Source organism: Noviherbaspirillum sp. FW303-A3 (assembly GCF_058788695.1).
Genome location: NZ_JBYTAZ010000001.1, coordinates 5,003,485 through 5,018,362, shown reverse-complemented (window position 1 = coordinate 5,018,362; position 14,878 = coordinate 5,003,485). Strand labels below are relative to the sequence as shown.

The 14,878-nt window shown below is 61.6% G+C and carries 16 protein-coding genes and 1 pseudogene; 10 read left to right on the top strand and 7 right to left on the bottom strand.

What is annotated here, in order from left to right; genetic code table 11:
* Positions 1-15: 15 nt before the first annotated feature.
* The 3 genes from AC3WOY_RS24115 to AC3WOY_RS24105 are packed head-to-tail and all read left to right on the top strand — an operon-like array spanning position 16 to position 1,730.
* Positions 16-633 carry a septation protein A gene (locus AC3WOY_RS24115; RefSeq protein ID WP_492428437.1) on the top strand — a complete coding sequence of 206 codons (618 nt, stop codon included), beginning with the start codon at positions 16-18 and terminating at the stop codon, positions 631-633.
* Positions 630-905, top strand: coding sequence for a BolA family protein (locus AC3WOY_RS24110; RefSeq protein ID WP_492428435.1), 276 nt, complete (start codon positions 630-632; stop codon positions 903-905). Before AC3WOY_RS24115 ends, AC3WOY_RS24110 begins: the two co-directional genes overlap by 4 nt.
* Positions 906-953: 48 nt before the next feature.
* The gene (locus AC3WOY_RS24105; protein WP_492428433.1) at positions 954-1,730 is read left to right on the top strand and encodes a peptidylprolyl isomerase; all 777 of its coding nucleotides are present in this window, start codon (positions 954-956) and stop codon (positions 1,728-1,730) included.
* 54 nt (positions 1,731-1,784) lie between these two features.
* Here AC3WOY_RS24105 and AC3WOY_RS24100 read toward each other — a convergent pair whose 3' ends face one another.
* Positions 1,785-2,426: a histidine phosphatase family protein gene (locus tag AC3WOY_RS24100; RefSeq protein WP_492428432.1), complete on the bottom strand. Its 642-nt coding sequence runs from the start codon at positions 2,424-2,426 to the stop codon at positions 1,785-1,787.
* Between the two features lie 150 nt (positions 2,427-2,576).
* On the opposite strand from AC3WOY_RS24100, the gene AC3WOY_RS24095 reads away from it, so the two are divergent.
* Positions 2,577-3,152 carry a HugZ family pyridoxamine 5'-phosphate oxidase gene (locus AC3WOY_RS24095; RefSeq protein ID WP_492428430.1) on the top strand — a complete coding sequence of 192 codons (576 nt, stop codon included), beginning with the start codon at positions 2,577-2,579 and terminating at the stop codon, positions 3,150-3,152.
* A 60-nt stretch (positions 3,153-3,212) separates the two neighbouring features.
* Here the strand turns inward: AC3WOY_RS24095 and AC3WOY_RS24090 are convergent, their stop codons facing one another.
* The 5 genes from AC3WOY_RS24090 to AC3WOY_RS24070 form a co-directional block, all read right to left on the bottom strand.
* On the bottom strand, positions 3,213-3,812 hold the full coding sequence (locus AC3WOY_RS24090; RefSeq protein WP_492428428.1) for a DUF924 family protein: 600 nt from the start codon (positions 3,810-3,812) through the stop codon (positions 3,213-3,215).
* An 8-nt stretch (positions 3,813-3,820) separates the two neighbouring features.
* On the bottom strand, positions 3,821-4,447 hold the full coding sequence (locus AC3WOY_RS24085; RefSeq protein WP_492428426.1) for a LysE family translocator: 627 nt from the start codon (positions 4,445-4,447) through the stop codon (positions 3,821-3,823).
* Between the two features lie 73 nt (positions 4,448-4,520).
* Positions 4,521-4,922: a GFA family protein gene (locus tag AC3WOY_RS24080; protein ID WP_492428424.1), complete on the bottom strand. Its 402-nt coding sequence runs from the start codon at positions 4,920-4,922 to the stop codon at positions 4,521-4,523.
* A 193-nt stretch (positions 4,923-5,115) separates the two neighbouring features.
* On the bottom strand, positions 5,116-5,964 hold the full coding sequence (locus tag AC3WOY_RS24075; RefSeq protein WP_492428422.1) for a 3-hydroxybutyryl-CoA dehydrogenase: 849 nt from the start codon (positions 5,962-5,964) through the stop codon (positions 5,116-5,118).
* A gap of 153 nt (positions 5,965-6,117) precedes the next feature.
* Positions 6,118-8,205, bottom strand: coding sequence for a TonB-dependent siderophore receptor (locus tag AC3WOY_RS24070; protein ID WP_492428420.1), 2,088 nt, complete (start codon positions 8,203-8,205; stop codon positions 6,118-6,120).
* Positions 8,206-8,626: 421 nt separating this feature from the next.
* Between AC3WOY_RS24070 and AC3WOY_RS24065 the strand changes: the two genes are divergently transcribed.
* The 6 genes from AC3WOY_RS24065 (at position 8,627) to AC3WOY_RS24040 (ending at position 14,117) form a co-directional block, all read left to right on the top strand.
* Positions 8,627-9,340, top strand: a complete 714-nt coding sequence (locus tag AC3WOY_RS24065) for an energy transducer TonB (protein WP_492428418.1) — start codon at positions 8,627-8,629, stop codon at positions 9,338-9,340.
* A 21-nt stretch (positions 9,341-9,361) separates the two neighbouring features.
* Complete coding sequence (locus AC3WOY_RS24060; RefSeq protein WP_492428416.1) at positions 9,362-10,072, top strand: MotA/TolQ/ExbB proton channel family protein; 711 nt, start codon at positions 9,362-9,364, stop codon at positions 10,070-10,072.
* Positions 10,073-10,082: 10 nt separating this feature from the next.
* Positions 10,083-10,499: an ExbD/TolR family protein gene (locus AC3WOY_RS24055; protein WP_492428414.1), complete on the top strand. Its 417-nt coding sequence runs from the start codon at positions 10,083-10,085 to the stop codon at positions 10,497-10,499.
* 63 nt (positions 10,500-10,562) lie between these two features.
* Positions 10,563-12,698: a TonB-dependent receptor gene (locus tag AC3WOY_RS24050; protein ID WP_492428412.1), complete on the top strand. Its 2,136-nt coding sequence runs from the start codon at positions 10,563-10,565 to the stop codon at positions 12,696-12,698.
* Positions 12,699-12,716: 18 nt separating this feature from the next.
* On the top strand, positions 12,717-13,415 hold the full coding sequence (locus AC3WOY_RS24045; protein ID WP_492428410.1) for a DUF4198 domain-containing protein: 699 nt from the start codon (positions 12,717-12,719) through the stop codon (positions 13,413-13,415).
* Between the two features lie 3 nt (positions 13,416-13,418).
* A complete protein-coding gene (locus AC3WOY_RS24040; protein ID WP_492428408.1) occupies positions 13,419-14,117 on the top strand; it encodes a PepSY-associated TM helix domain-containing protein in 699 nt (232 codons plus the stop codon).
* Positions 14,118-14,254: 137 nt separating this feature from the next.
* Here AC3WOY_RS24040 and AC3WOY_RS24035 read toward each other — a convergent pair.
* A pseudogene (locus AC3WOY_RS24035) lies at positions 14,255-14,747 on the bottom strand (transposase); the annotation flags it as partial.
* Positions 14,748-14,878 lie beyond the last annotated feature (131 nt).

Below are 14,878 nucleotides of genomic sequence, written 5' to 3'. Positions count from 1 at the left end.
CGAAAGCCTGGCTCAATGAAGTTTCTATTCGATCTTTTCCCGGTCATCCTGTTTTTCGCCATGTTCAAGTGGGGCGAAGGCCATCCCGACGCCGCGCAGGCACTCGCCCAGCAATATCTCTCCGGCCTGACATCCGGCGCCGCCACGTCTGCCCAGGCGCCGATCATGCTCGCCACCGCGATCGCCATCCTCGCCACCTTCGCGCAGATCGGCTACCTGCTGCTTCGCCGGCGGAAGGTGGATGGCATGCTGTGGGTTTCGCTGGCCATCATCACCCTCTTCGGCGGCGCCACCATCTACTTCAATAACGAAACCTTCATCAAGTGGAAGCCGACGGTCCTCTACTGGTGCTTCGGCGCGGCGCTGTTGATTGCGCAGGTACTGTTCGGCAAGAATCTGATCCGCATGATGATGGAGAAACAGATCGCACTGCCCGATCCGGTGTGGCAGCGTCTGAGCTTCTCGTGGGCAGGCTTCTTCGCGGCAATGGGAGTCATCAATCTCTATGTCGCCTACAGCTTTCCGACTTCGTTCTGGGTGAACTTTAAGCTCTTCGGCTTCACCGGCCTGATGATCGCCTTCGTTGTCGCGCAGAGCGTTTTCCTGTCCAAACATGTGAAGGACCAGCGATGAGCGAACGTATCGAAAAAATGCGGACCCTGTTGACCGCAACTTTTGCACCGCTCGAATGTCAACTTGTCGACGATTCGCATCTGCATGCCGGACATGCAGGCGCCGCCTCGGGCGCGGGACATTACAGCGTGCGCATTGTTTCCGACCGTTTTGATGGGTTAAACCGCGTGGCGCGCCATCGGCTGGTGTATGATTGCCTCCGTGACATGATGACCAGCGATATACACGCCCTCAACATCATCGCATTGGCGCCGTCGGAAGTTGCGAAATAGCGCGCCGCATTTTTAACCTTTCATCCCTCGATACTAGGAACGAAAACAATGACTCTGAAACCCGCTCGCCTGCTGATGCTGCTTGTCGCAGCAGTGGCATTGCCCGCTTTCGCACAGAACCTCGCAGTGGTGAACGGCAAGCCCGTCCCCTCTTCCCGTGCAGACGCAATGATCAAGCAGCTCGCAGCACAGGGCCAACCCGATTCCCCGCAACTGCGCGCAATGGTCAAGGAAGAGCTGATCAACCGTGAAATCCTGATCCAGGAAGCCGACAAGCTGGGCCTGTCCAACTCTCCGGACGTCAAGAACCAGGTCGAGATCGCCCGCCAGTCGATCGCCATCCGCGCGCTGGTGCAGGACTACCTGAAGAAGAACCCGGTCAAGGATGCCGAAATCCAGGCCGAGTACGACAAGTTCAAGTCCCAGGCAGGCGACAAGGAATACCATGCCCGCCACATCCTGGTCGACAAGGAAGACGAAGCCAAGGCGATCATCACCAAGCTGAAGGGCGGCGCCAAGTTCGAAGACCTCGCTAAGCAGTCCAAGGACCCGGGTTCCGCAGCCAATGGCGGCGACCTCGACTGGGCATCCCCGGCCTCCTTCGTGAAGCCGTTCTCCGACGCCATGGTCGCGCTGCAGAAGGGCCAGATCACCGAAACTCCGGTGAAGACCCAATACGGCTACCACGTGATCAAGCTGGAAGACATGCGTACGGCCAAGCTGCCGGCCCTGGAAGAAGTGAAGCCGCAGATCGCGGAATCGCTGCAGCAGAAGAAGCTGCAAGCCTACCAGGAAGACCTGCGCAAGAAGGCAAAGATCCAGTAACGCTGGACAGGCATCGTCCCATGAACAGCCCCGCACATGCGGGGCTGTTTTTTTTCAGGCGGCGGCGAGGACGTGTCTCGCCACGTCTATCCAGACACTGTCGCCGTTCTTCGGCTTCACCGGAAGAATGGTGTCACGCGGCAGGCCGTTGACGTGCCGTGTGACGACATCCATCACCCAGCCGTGCGAAATGACCAGCACGCGCTCGCCGCGATGTTGCATGCCGATGTCGTCCAGCGCGCCAAGCACGCGATCTCCGAACTCATCCATCGACTCGCCGCCGATAAAGCTGGCGGCAGGATTGCGGCGCAGGATCTGTTCGAGCAGCGCGGGATTGAGTTCGGCCAGTTCGTCCTTCGGAATGCCCTGGATGGCACCGAAGTGCCTTTCCTTGATGCCCTCGTGACAGGACGGCGGCGGGAGATGGAGCGCAGCGGCAATGATGTCGGCCGTTTCGCGCGACCGCGCAAGGGGGCTTGACCAGACAGAGGAAAATCCGGCGCCGGCAAATCCCGCCGCCATCTCCTGCGCCTGCCGGCGTCCCAGATCATTGATCGGCACATCGAGCCACCCCTGCAGGATGCCGCGCCTGTTCCAGTCGGTTTCCCCGTGGCGGGTGACGCAGAGATGCGCGGCTTTCGCGCGCGCAGAAGGATTCAGTCGCGGAATGGCATGTACGGCGGCATTGGCATGCATGGCAGCTTTCTCCCTTGAAAGACGAGTCCGCCCGGAAGTATCGGGTCCTATGCTGGCACGAAAGTTCTCTTGAGGCAACGATCCTGCGCAACTTGCTTTGGATCGACAGCGCGGTACACTAAAAGCCATCCTTTTCCCGACTGCTGCCGCATGAAACCCGACGCTGCCTCTGCCATCCATTTGCTGCACCGCACTTCCTTTGGCGCACTTGCCACTCAGGCATCACGGATACCCGGCTACCCGTTCGCCACAGCCCTTCCTTTCGTCCCCGACGAAAGGCATTGCCCGGTATTCCTGCTGAGCGGCTTGGCGGAGCACACGAAGAATCTGCTGGATAACCCGAAAGCCAGCCTGCTCGTCACCGCCCCGGATCACTCGAACGTCCTGGAATCGCCGCGCATGACCCTGGTCGGCGACGTGCGACGCGTTGACGCCTCGCCGGCGTTGCGCACGCGTTACGTGCGCTACCTGCCCGACGCGGAGCAGTACCTCGAACTCGGCGATTTCGCCTTCTTCCGACTGGTGCCGAAACGCGTCCGCTACATCGGCGGTTTCGCGCAGATGGGATGGCTTGAGGAGGAAGAATGGGGGAAGACCGACGTGCTGGAACCGGCAGATGAAGAAGGCCTGCTGCACGCGCTTGGCCCGGCGGGCGCGGACGTGCTCGGACTCGATCGCTACGGCATCGACCTTCTGCGACATGGACGGCGCGAGCGCATTCCCTAAGAGAGCACGCTTGCGCCCGCAGGCATCCTGGCCGAAGCACAGCAGCTGCTTGCGTAATGCTCAGAAGGACGAGCCGGGCTCCTTGAGGAAGGCAATTTCCTCCACGGTCGATTCCCGCCCCAGAATGTGGTTTCGATGCGGGAAACGGCCGAAGCGCGCAATGACCTCGCGATGACGCCGCGCATAGTCGAGGAAGCCCGCAAACACGTCCCTGCCCGGCTCGCCCACGCTATCCACCAGTTCACGGAACAGGGTCACTGACTGCTCCTGGTCGTCCAGCGACTCGGAATGCTCCAGCGGAAGGTAGAAGAAGACGCGCTCGATCGGACGCAGCGCGTTATGCATATTGTTGCGCAATCCCTCCTTGCACCACGTGCGCGCCAGTTCATCCCAGGCAAATGCGCCCGGAGTGTTGCGGAACATGTTGCGCGTGAATTGGTCGGTGAGGATGATCAGCGCGAGACGTCCCTGCGGCGACTCCCCCCATGCGTCAAGCTCACGCTGCACCGCCTTGCGCACGACTGCCTCGAAGCGCTCGCGGATGGCGCTGTCGGTTTCGTCGCGCTTGATCCACCAGAGCTTCGCACGCTCGGAAGCGACGGCTGCGTCGTCCTTGTTTGTGCCGAACCAGAACTCCAGGATGCTTGCCGGAATTTCCATCGTGCCGCTCATCGCTGTGTCGTCGCCAGCTTGAGCGCCAGTGCCGCGAACACGGTGCCGGCAACGCGGTTCATGATCTTTTCCGCCCGCGCCGACTGCCCCAGCCTGCGGCCTATCGTCCCCGCAAGCAGCGCGATGCCGCCGAACACCAGCAGCGTCGCCAGGATGAACAGCCCGCCGAGCAGCATCATCTGCACGGTGAGCGATCCCCGCGCAGGTTCCGCAAATTGCGGCAGGAACGCCAGGAAGAAGATCGACACCTTCGGGTTGGTGATGTTCATGATGATGCCACGACGGTACAACTCCCAACCGCTCGCGCCACTGCCCTCGCCGAGATGAATCCCGGCCGCCGGCGCACGGAAGGCCTGCCACGCCAGGTAAAGCAGGTAGGCGGCGCCCACGAACTTCAGCACGGTGAACGCGATGGCCGAAGTCTGGAAGATGGCGGCGACGCCGAACGAGACGGCGAGCGTGTGCACGATCAGTCCCGTGCACAGGCCCAGCGTGACGAAAATACCTGCAAGCCGGCCGCGCAATGCGGATTGCGTCAGCACGAAGATGTTGTCCGGGCCGGGCGAGATGCCGAGGAGGACGGAGGTAGTGAAGAATGCGAGGGCGATGTCGAGGGGGATCATTTCCGGTATGGGATTTCAGATGAAGATCAGGATTATGCCCATGAATCCCGCCGCATGTGTTTGCTTGCCGGCTTTAGAGATGGTTGTAGAAAACCGGCGCGTTCTGCCAGTTGTCGTGCAAACCGTCGACATAGGTAATCGGCACCTTCGACAATTCCTCGTCCGACACGCCTTCGAGGCACATGACGTTGACACCGACCATTTTCCCTATCGGCGTTTCGTTCCCGATGCCGAATGCGCGCACGCCGCAGTGCTTGCAGAAGTAATGATGGTTCTTGCGCGTATTGAACACGTATTTCGTGAGGTCGGTTTCGCCCGTCAGCAGGCGGAATCCATCGGCCTTAGCAATAGCAGGCCAGAAGCGCGTGCGGCGGCAGATCGAGCAGTTGCAGCGATATGTACTCTGCGTGAGATCAAGCTCGGCCTCGAAAGTGACGGCGCCGCAGTGGCAGCTGCCATGGTAGGTTTTCAGCATCGCGTCCTCCCAAAGAAATGCGATCAGCGTGAGAATCCGGGCAGAACGACGCAGCGCGTCAGCTTCTGGTCAAGTGCTCAACGCCAAATCATCATAAAAAAACGTCAACAGTGTACCCCTGCTTGATGCCAAAAATAAATCCACGATACAACAAGTGCAGCAATCCGGGCACCGCCCGGCATTCAATCGATAATCAGTACGTATAAAAACCCCTCTTCGACTTCCGCCCCAAATATCCCGCATCCACCATCTCCCGTAACAGCGGCGCAGGCCGGTACTTCGGATCATTGAATTCCCGGTACAGCACCTCCATCACTGCCAGGCAGGTATCCAGCCCGATGAGGTCCGCCAGCGCGAGCGGGCCGATCGGATGATTCGCCCCAAGCTGCATGCCGGAGTCGATTTCCTCCGCCTTCGCCAGCCCCTCCTGCAGCACGAAGGCCGCTTCATTGATCATCGGCACGAGGACGCGGTTGACAACGAAGCCGGGAGAATTCTTCACGGCGATCGGTGTCTTGCCGACGCGCCGCGCCAGGGCCTCGGTCGCCGCATAGGTTTCATCGCTGGTCTGGATGCCTCGGATCACTTCCACCAGCGCCATCACCGGCACGGGGTTGAAGAAATGCATGCCGACGAACTGCTGCGGACGTGAAACCATTGCCGCCAGGCGCGTGATGGAAATCGACGAGGTATTGGTCGCGATGATCGCGCCCGGCCTTGCCAGGCCGTCGATGTCCTTCAGGATGTTTTTCTTGAGTTCGAGGTTTTCGGTCGCGGCTTCGACGATGAAGTCGGATTGCGCGAGTGCGTTGAGATCCGTCGTACCCTGGATGCGGCCGAGGATGGGCTGTTTGTCCGCCGCAGGCAGCTTGTCTTTCTTGATCAGCCGGTCGAGGTTGGCCGATACCGTGTCGATGCCGCGTTGCACGGCAGCGGCGTTGATGTCGCACATGACCACCTTGATGCCTGCCGTTGCGCATACCTGCGCGATGCCGTTACCCATCTGGCCGGCACCGATGATGCCCAGAGTCTGAATATCCATGGCTGTCCTTTGCTCGCGAGAAAAAAATCCGCGGTGCTGCTCCACCGCTTGTCAATAGATGCAGCGGCAGAAAAAAGAATCCCGGATGGTGCCTGGGAAGAACCATCCGGGACAAGCCGGCATTGCGGCCGGACGCACATGGAAACAGTAGGATCAGAACTCCATCTTCGCGGTCAGCTTCAGCGTGCGCGGCAATCCGACGCCAAGCAGGCCGTTGCCGGCGGTCGACCAGTAATCCTTGTCGGCAACGTTGTCCACCACCGCCTGGAAGGTGCTGCGCTTGCCGGCCACTTTGGTGGTGTAGCGGGCACCCAGCGAGAGCGTGGTGTAGCTGTCGATGAAGGCCTGGTTGGCATTGTCGACCGCGCGCTTGCCGACGTAGTACAGGCCCCCGCTCAGCGCGAGGCCGGGCACATCCTGCAGACGATATTCGGCGAACAGGCTGGCAGTGCGCTCGGGGGTGTTCTCAGGCACCTTGCCGAAGGTCGATGCGCTCGCGGCGTTGAGCTGCTTTGCATTCATGAAGACGGTCGATGCAATGAGCGAGAGCTGTTTGCTGACTTCGCCGCTGGCGGCCAGTTCGATGCCCTTGTAGTGCGCCAGGCCGTTCATCATGAAGACGTTGCCAGTGGTCGTGGTCGACGGGCGCTTGATGTCGAAATAGGCAGCCTGCACCAGAACGCCCTGCGCGACCTCGGCCTTCACGCCAAGCTCCTTCTGTTTCGACAGCGCGGGCGGCAGTACGGTGCCCTGGTTGAGCGTGCCGGTGGGCGCGGTGCCGGATTCTTCCAGCGCCTCGAGATAGCTGCCGTAGACCGACAGGCCGCGCATCGGCTTGTACATCAACGATGCCGACGGACTCACCTCATCCGCTTCGTAGCGCGTGGTCGGCGTCACGTTCTGGTAGCGGCTGCTGCGCGCGCCAACCATTGCCTGCCACTGCTCGCCGATCAGGACGCGGTCCGACAGGTACCAGCCGCGGTCCTTGATCGTCAGCGGGCTGGAGCCAAATGCGCCGGTGGGCGAACGCTCGGCGATGGTGACCGGGTTGTACAGGTTCTGCGCGACGTTCACGCTCTGCGCGGTGCCGGAATCCTGCGGGCGTTCGTTGGCGGTATAGCCGAAGGACACTTCATGCGTGACGAGCTCGCCCGGCAGGCGGCCGAACAGTTCGGTGCGATAGTTTTCGTTCTCCCACCACTGGCCGCGGTTGAAGGTGATGTTCAGCGTGCCGTTGCCTGTGGCGAGGTTGGTGTTGCGCAGGCGGCCAAGATTGCGGTCGCGCTCCGTGCGTGCCTTGCCCGCCTCGAACAGCACGCCCCAGTTGTCGTTGAGCGAATAATCGGTGCGGAACAGGATGTTGGTCGCCTTGGCATCGTACTTCTGCCATTCGCCGCCGAGGTTCTGGCTGTTGTTCGGAACAGCCGGCAGCGTGATGACGCCGCCAACCGCCGCCGGGATATCGATCAGGGCCTGCTCGGTCACGTCCTTGCGGTAGTGCTCGACGTCGAGCTTGAACGACAGGTCGCGGTTCGCGCGCAGGTCGAATGCGGCCGTCGCAAAGGCACGGTTGCCGGAGTAATGATCGACGCCGATATCCTCGCGTCCGCCGCCCGCATTGATGCGCACGCCCACCTGGTCCTGCTCGCCGAAACGGCGGCCGAGGTCGACATGCAGGTTGGCCGAGCCGTGCTGGTTGGCCGAGACCGCGACGCTGGACACCGGGTCCTTGCCGGCGCGTTTGGTGACGAGGTTGACGATGCCGGACGGCGGCACGAAGCCATAGTACAGCGACGATGCGCCCTTCAGCACTTCGACGCGTTCCTTGTTTTCGAGCGGAATGTCGACCAGGTTGATCACCGGCAGCGAACCGTTGAGGCGGTAATTGGCGCGGTTCTCCACGAGGATGCCGCGAATGGAGATGTTGTCATAGGTCGATCCGTTCAACTGCGAACGGGACACGCCGGCGGTGTTCTGCAAGGCGCCGAACAGGCCGGTGACGCCTTGCGCGTCGAGGACCTCGCGCGTCACGACATTGCTGGTCTGCGGAACGTCGATGGGTGCCATGTCGCGGAAGGTGCCGACCTGCACGCTGCCGGACTTGAAACTGCCGGTGCGTTCGGCGGAAACGGTGACCGTCGACAACTCCTTCTCTCCCGATGTTGCGGATTGGGCAAAGGCATGGGGTGCGGAAAACGCGACGGCCAGCGCGCTGGCCAGCGTGGATAAGCGGAACTGCATGAAAACTCCTGGGAAGGTAGCTAAAAATTCGGGGCGCGGCATGACGCCGCTTTGGCTGGCTGGCGACGCGGAAGCGCCGGATGGCTGGCAGGAATGTCTCGCGTGAATTCAATAACGCAGCAAGGCGTTACCGGATATCAACATTTAGCGCATATTAATACGAATAATTCTCATTTACAACCGGGATCCATTGCATTTTTGAGTCGGATCGTGAATAATGCAAATACGAATTGTTCTCATTTACAGATTGGATACAGCCTGCGAGAACAGCCCCGAACATCCAGCCAGCCATCTGCGGCGTCATGCCTGACGGTAGCCAGCCACGAAAAGAACAGCCCAAGGAACGTGACATGGCCTCCCGTGGATTTGCATCCGCACAAACCGAACCGACTCGCGCACACGCCTGCGCTGCCGTGGCAGCATGACGGCCGCTTCCGTGAGCGCACGCCCCGCTCCGTCCGGTGCGTCTTTTGAACAGGCGCGTCAACTGCTCCGCCGCATCGGCCCGCTCGGCACGATCATCCTGCTGCACGTCGCCTTTTTCTATGCACTGCAAAGCGGCCTGCTGCGCAAGGCAGCCGAGGCACTGCCGCGCGAAGTCACGGTGACCTTCATCACACCGCAACCGCAGTCCAAACCCGAGCCGTCCAAGCCGCAGCCCGCGCCGGAAAAACCGAAAACCGTCCCGGTGGTGAAGAGGCAGGTGGCGCCGCCTCCACCGGTCCCGGTTGTTAACGCGGCGCCCTCGCAGAACGCGATCACCGCACCGCCGGCCCCGCCCGCGCCTGCACCAGCCGATCCCGCACCGCCGGTCGTATCCGCGCCGCCCGCGCCCGCCGCTCCGGCCTTGCCGAAGACAGTCACTTCGGGCATCGAATACCTGAGGGCGCCGCAGCTGGAATACCCGCCGGTCTCGCGCCGCATGGGCGAGGAAGGCAAGGCAGTGCTGCGCGTGCTGGTCAACGACAAGGGCCGCCCGGAGCGGGTCGACGTGCAGCAGAGCTCCGGCTCCGCGCGACTGGATGAAGCGGCCCGCCAGGCCGTCCTGCGCGCGATGTTCAAGCCCTTCATGGAAGACGGCAAGGCAGTCCCCGCCTTTGCCATCGTCCCTATCCGATTCCAACTGGACAATTAATCCCAAGACTTAGGACTCAACATGCAAGCTAGCCCGTACGGACTCGAAACCCTCTGGACCCAAGGCGACTTCGTCACCAAGGGTGTCGCCTTCCTGCTGATTGCGATGTCGATCGCCTCCTGGTACGTGATCGTCACCAAGGCGCTGCAGCTGTGGCGCTACGGCCGCGCCGGCAAGGCCGCCGGCCATGAATTCTGGGATACCACCAGTGTGAACGAAGGCCTCGCCACCCTCGGCAAGGACAACCCCTTCGCCGATATCGCCAACGCCGGCGTCGTCGCCATGCGCCACCACAACGCGCACAAGGGCCATCTGCATGACCAGCTGTCGGTCAGCGACTGGGTCACGCTGTCGCTGCGCCAGGCAATCGACGAAGCCGCCGGCAAGCTGCAGACCGGCATGGCGGTGCTGGCTTCGGTCGGTTCGAGTGCGCCGTTCGTCGGCCTGTTCGGCACCGTGTGGGGCATCTATCACGCGCTGGTATCGATCGGCACCGCCGGCCAGGCCAGCATCGACAAGGTGGCCGGCCCTGTCGGCGAGGCGCTGATCATGACGGCACTCGGCCTCGCGGTCGCCATCCCCGCCACCTTCGGCTACAACGCCCTCGTGCGCGGCAACAAGGCGGTGATCGCCAAGATGAACAAGTTCGGCTTCGACCTGCATGCCCTCTTCGTCACCGGCGCACGCGCCGAGCAGAACGAAGGCGCGAAGCTGGTCGCCATCGGCAAGTAAGGAGCACATCATGGCCATGGGCTCCCTGTCCGATTCCGAAGACGATTTCAATCCCGAGATCAACACCACGCCGCTGGTCGACGTGATGCTGGTGCTGCTGATCATCTTCATCATCACCGTGCCGGTCATGAACCACAGCGTGAAACTGGACCTGCCGCGCGCAACCAACCAGCCGAACCAGACCAAGCCGGAAAACATCAACCTGTCGATCGATGCACAGGGCAAGGTGTACTGGAACAGCGAGGCGATTGACGACGGCGAGCTGAAGAACCGTATCGCCACCGCTGCGCAGAAGGAACCGCAGCCGGAGCTGCACCTGCATGCGGAACGCACCACGCAGTATGAAAAGATTGCGCAGGTGATGTCGGCGGCGCAGTCCGGCGGACTCGGCAAGATCGGGTTCGTCACTGACCCGCAAGGAAAATAACCTCTCACTTAAACCGCCAGCCAGGTCCGCCCCAGCCAGCCTCTTCACCCAAAGAATGAAAACATGAACATAAAGAAGACCAAGCTGGCGCTCCTGGTGGCGCTCGCCGTACAACAACTCGCCGCTCCCGCATTCGCACAAACCAAGGCCACTGAAGCCGCCCTCCCGGAAGTGAAGGTCAAGAGCAGCCGCGAAGTGCCACAAACCTACAACCTGCCAACGGCCACCAGCGCGACGAAGATCGAAGCGCCGCTGCGCGACATCCCGCAGACCGTCAACGTGGTGCCGCAAACCCTGCTGCGCGACCAAGGCGCGAATTCCATGCAGGACGTCATGAAAATGGTGCCGGGCATCGGCCTGTCGCACGGCGATGGCCAGCGCGACCAGGTGACCATCCGCGGCTTCACCGCGATTGCGGACCAGTTCATCGACGGCCTGCGCGACGATGCGCTGTATTTCCGCGACCTGTCGAACATCGAACAGGTGGAAGTCATCAAGGGGCCTGCATCTGTGCTCTACGGCCGCGGCTCGTCCGGCGGCCTGATCAACCGCGTCACGAAAAAACCCGGCATCGACAAGAGTGAAGTCGGCCTCACCGTCGGCAGCTGGGGCCAGCGCCGCAGTGAGTTCGATGTCGCTCGCAATTTCGAGGACAGCGGCGTCGCTTTCCGCGTGACCGGCGCGATCGAGCGCGCGGACAGCTACCGCGACCAGCAATTCCTCGAGCGCGAAGCAATCTCCCCTTCCCTGTCGTTCAAGCTCGGCGACAAGACCAAGGCCTTGCTCCAGGCCGAGTACCTGTCCGACCGCCGTGTGACAGACTTCGGCATTCCCGCCTACCAGGGCCGACCGGTCGCTGTCTCGCCGGGTACCTATTACGGCGCCGCCAACGCAAAGAATTTCGATTTCTCGCAATCCGACGTGAACGCGCTCAGTTTCACGCTCGACCACCGTTTCAGCAATGAGCTGTCGCTACGCAATGCATTCCGCCGCTACACGTATTCGCTCGACCGCAACAACACCAATGTCGGCTCCGTGAATGAAACCGCACAGACAGCATCGCTGAACCGCGGCAATGTGCGCCGCAACGAAGACGGCTTCTTCAATCAGACCGAACTAGTGCAGAAGGCAAGCATCGGCGGCATCGCGCACCAGATCCTGTACGGCGTGGAGTTCGGCAAGCAGGACAAGGACCAGTTCTTCCGCTCACAGGCCAACATCGCGACCGTGTCCCTGTTCAATCCGGTGGCACCGGTCGTGCCGTTCAACGCCACCGCTACACCGTCGTCCGACAACATCGGTATCCTCACCACCTCCAGCGCCTATGTCCAGGACCTGGTGACCCTGTCCGAAAAATGGAAGGCACTGGCAGGCGTGCGCTACGATGCGTTCGAGCAGGAAACGCAGAATCGTGCCGGCGCGATCACACTGAGCCGTACCGACAAGGCATGGAGCCCGCGTGCCGGTGTGGTGTACCAGCCGACGCAGGCACAGTCGTACTACGTATCCATCAGCAAGTCGTTCCAGCCGTCCGCAGAAATCTTCCCGCTGGCCGCGAACAATGGGCAGCTCGCCCCCGAGGAAACCACCAACAAGGAAATCGGCGCAAAGTTCGACTTCTTCGATGGCAAGGCATCCGCAACCGCGTCGCTGTTCCGCCTCGAGCGCACGAACATCAAGTCGACCGACCCGAGCAGGCCGGGCATATTGATCCCGATCGGCACGCAGCAGACCGACGGCCTGGAGCTGACCTTCACCGGCGACCTGTCTCACGGCTGGCAGATCTGGTCGGGCTATTCGTATCTCGACGCGAAAGTCACCGATTCGCCCTCGGTCGACAACAGCGACAACCGGACCGCATTCCGCAATATGCGCATTCAGGGCAAGCGCCCAACGCTGACGCCGAAGCACAGCGCCAACATCTGGCTCACCAAGTTCCTCGGTGGAGGCTACCGTGCAGGAGCTGGCGTGAACTATGTCGACGACCGCTTCGCCAATCCGGGCAATACCGTCACCCTGCCCGCCTACACCACGATGGACGCCATGGTCGGCTACAAGATCGCGAATCTGGACCTGCAGTTGAACATCAATAACGTGTTCGACCGCAAGTACATCGTGTCCGGGCACGGTACCGTGCCAAACCTGAATCTGCCGGGTGCACCGCGCTCAGTGCAGCTCACCGCGCGCTATACGTTCTGAACATTGCACGGAGAACCCATGAACAAGATCACCATGGCCATCGCGGCCGCGGCATTGATGGCCAGCGGCGCCGTGCAGGCGCACTATCTGTGGATCGAGTCTGCCGACGGCAATGCGAAACTTTACTTCGGTGAAGCCGACGTGCTGCTGAAGGAAAAGAGCCCCGGCAAGCTCGACAACATCAAGGGACCACAAGCCTTCGAAACGGATGCCGGCGGAAGCAGGACATCCGTCGCGATCAGCCGCACCGCCGAGCACTTCGCCATCGCCGGCGGCAAGGCGGTCGCCGTACTGGCGGCCGAGGAGTCGCTCGACGTGCGGGACATGAGCAAGAACGGCCTTGGCGTCGCCAAGCCGAACTACTATGCGCGTCACGGCAAGGCGGACGGCACTGCACTGGTGTTGGATGTCCAGGAACGCGGGCCGAACGCCTTGGTCGTCCTCTACCGCGGCCAGCCGCTCAAGGAGGCCAAGCTGGAGGTGATTGCACCCAATACCTGGATGCAGGAGCACACCACCGATGCGCAAGGCGTGGTTCACATCAACACGCCCTGGCGCGGCCAGTACGTGCTGCATGTGCTGCACGTGGACAAGACGCCCGGCGAGTTCGGCGGCAAGAAGTACGACAACGTCCGCAGCCACTTCACCTACACCTTCGTGAAGACCGATGGCGCCGATCCCGGCCCGGCGGTTCCGCCGAAGCATCCGGCGGAGTAAGCAATGAAGGCCGATGCATACACCCGCACGCTCGATACGACAACCACGGCGCAGCAGAAAACCAGGCCAGCAGTACGCAAGCGCAGCAGGCGTGCCGTCTTCCTGACCTGGCTGCGCAAGACACACCTCTATGTCGGCTTGTGGGGCGCGGTGCTCGGCCTGCTGTTCGGAGTCACCGGATTCCTGCTCAACCATCGCGCGATCATGAAGATTCCGGTCGAGAAAACGGTGCAGAACACCGTCCAGGTCAACCTGCCGGAGCGCAATTTCGCCAATCCGGAAGAATTGTCCGCCTGGCTGCAACAGGAACTGAACTTCATCCCGGCCTCCCCTGCCGTGGTGAAGAAGCAGCCCGAGAAGACCGTCGTGTGGGCCGACCGCGAGGTCCGGCAACCGGAACGCTGGACCGTGACGCTCACCCGCCCGGAGCGCGGCGTGACCGCCGAGTATTTCGTCGGCAACCGCTTCGTCAAGCTCGACCAGGTCGATGCCACGCCGATCGGTACATTGACCCGCCTGCACATGTCGATCGGGGTCAACGCGTTCTGGGTGCTGCTGTCGGATACGATTGCGGGCGGCATGATCCTGCTGTCGATCACCGGCCTGCTGCTCTGGACGCAACTGCACACGGTCAGGACTATCGCCGTGATGACCAGCGCAGGTGCTTTGGCTGGTGGAATCTGGTTCATGTGGACGATATGACGGGCATGAGCGCAGAGGTAGGCCAAATTCCCGGAGGCCGCACAGCGCACCACGGCAGCACGCCGGATGCGTTCTACTTTGCCAATCTGCCCGCGCTGGAATAAGCGGCGTAGATGGCAGGCCGGGCCACGTACACCCCCACGGTCTGCTAGCGCAGGCACGATCTGGGATGGCGGCAGACTGGCGAATTCGGCGCTGTTGGCAATGGCCAGCATCTGCTCGCGTTCGGCCTCGCTGAGCTTGTGCGCAGGCGCCGGGCGAACAGTCCTCGTGCGCGCGTCGGCACCAATCACCTCATCGCCTTCTCGCACCCAGCGAAAAACGTGCGCACGCTCAATTTCAGTTCGGCACAGGCACAATGCAAGCGGCAGCCAGCCTCTTGCGCTTCGCGGATCAACGCTACACATAAACGGCGATCTGGGACGCTGATCAGTCTTCCGAGGACCATCCCTCGGGATTCTTCCCATCTCCCGGCACCGGCATTCCCTGATTCTTCAATTGATGCCGCCAAGTATAGAGTGTCTGTTCGGTGATGCCAGTTTCCCTGGCCAGTTCCGACACCGCCTTGTTCTCCGGCGGCATCATCCGCCGCGACACCGCTTCTTTCCGTTCCGCTGAATACGCTTTCACTTCGACTCTTTGCCCGTCCCCGATACGATTTACTTCAATCAGGTGACGCGACAACTATTTTGACACCGGGGGTGTTCTTCCGTCTCGTTTCATGGACGGTTTGATCATCGGATTCCTAATCCGTTCTTAGT

Coding starts and splice junctions, on each gene's coding strand:
- AC3WOY_RS24055 (WP_492428414.1), top strand. CDS start 10,083: ATGGCCATGGGCTCCCTGTCCGATTCCGAAGACGATTTCAATCCCGAG.
- AC3WOY_RS24080 (WP_492428424.1), bottom strand. CDS start 4,922: ATGCTGAAAACCTACCATGGCAGCTGCCACTGCGGCGCCGTCACTTTC.
- AC3WOY_RS24070 (WP_492428420.1), bottom strand. CDS start 8,205: ATGCAGTTCCGCTTATCCACGCTGGCCAGCGCGCTGGCCGTCGCGTTT.
- AC3WOY_RS24095 (WP_492428430.1), top strand. CDS start 2,577: ATGAAACCCGACGCTGCCTCTGCCATCCATTTGCTGCACCGCACTTCC.
- AC3WOY_RS24090 (WP_492428428.1), bottom strand. CDS start 3,812: ATGGAAATTCCGGCAAGCATCCTGGAGTTCTGGTTCGGCACAAACAAG.
- AC3WOY_RS24115 (WP_492428437.1), top strand. CDS start 16: ATGAAGTTTCTATTCGATCTTTTCCCGGTCATCCTGTTTTTCGCCATG.
- AC3WOY_RS24050 (WP_492428412.1), top strand. CDS start 10,563: ATGAACATAAAGAAGACCAAGCTGGCGCTCCTGGTGGCGCTCGCCGTA.
- AC3WOY_RS24075 (WP_492428422.1), bottom strand. CDS start 5,964: ATGGATATTCAGACTCTGGGCATCATCGGTGCCGGCCAGATGGGTAAC.
- AC3WOY_RS24065 (WP_492428418.1), top strand. CDS start 8,627: ATGACGGCCGCTTCCGTGAGCGCACGCCCCGCTCCGTCCGGTGCGTCT.
- AC3WOY_RS24060 (WP_492428416.1), top strand. CDS start 9,362: ATGCAAGCTAGCCCGTACGGACTCGAAACCCTCTGGACCCAAGGCGAC.
- AC3WOY_RS24085 (WP_492428426.1), bottom strand. CDS start 4,447: ATGATCCCCCTCGACATCGCCCTCGCATTCTTCACTACCTCCGTCCTC.
- AC3WOY_RS24105 (WP_492428433.1), top strand. CDS start 954: ATGACTCTGAAACCCGCTCGCCTGCTGATGCTGCTTGTCGCAGCAGTG.
- AC3WOY_RS24110 (WP_492428435.1), top strand. CDS start 630: ATGAGCGAACGTATCGAAAAAATGCGGACCCTGTTGACCGCAACTTTT.
- AC3WOY_RS24040 (WP_492428408.1), top strand. CDS start 13,419: ATGAAGGCCGATGCATACACCCGCACGCTCGATACGACAACCACGGCG.
- AC3WOY_RS24100 (WP_492428432.1), bottom strand. CDS start 2,426: ATGCATGCCAATGCCGCCGTACATGCCATTCCGCGACTGAATCCTTCT.
- AC3WOY_RS24045 (WP_492428410.1), top strand. CDS start 12,717: ATGAACAAGATCACCATGGCCATCGCGGCCGCGGCATTGATGGCCAGC.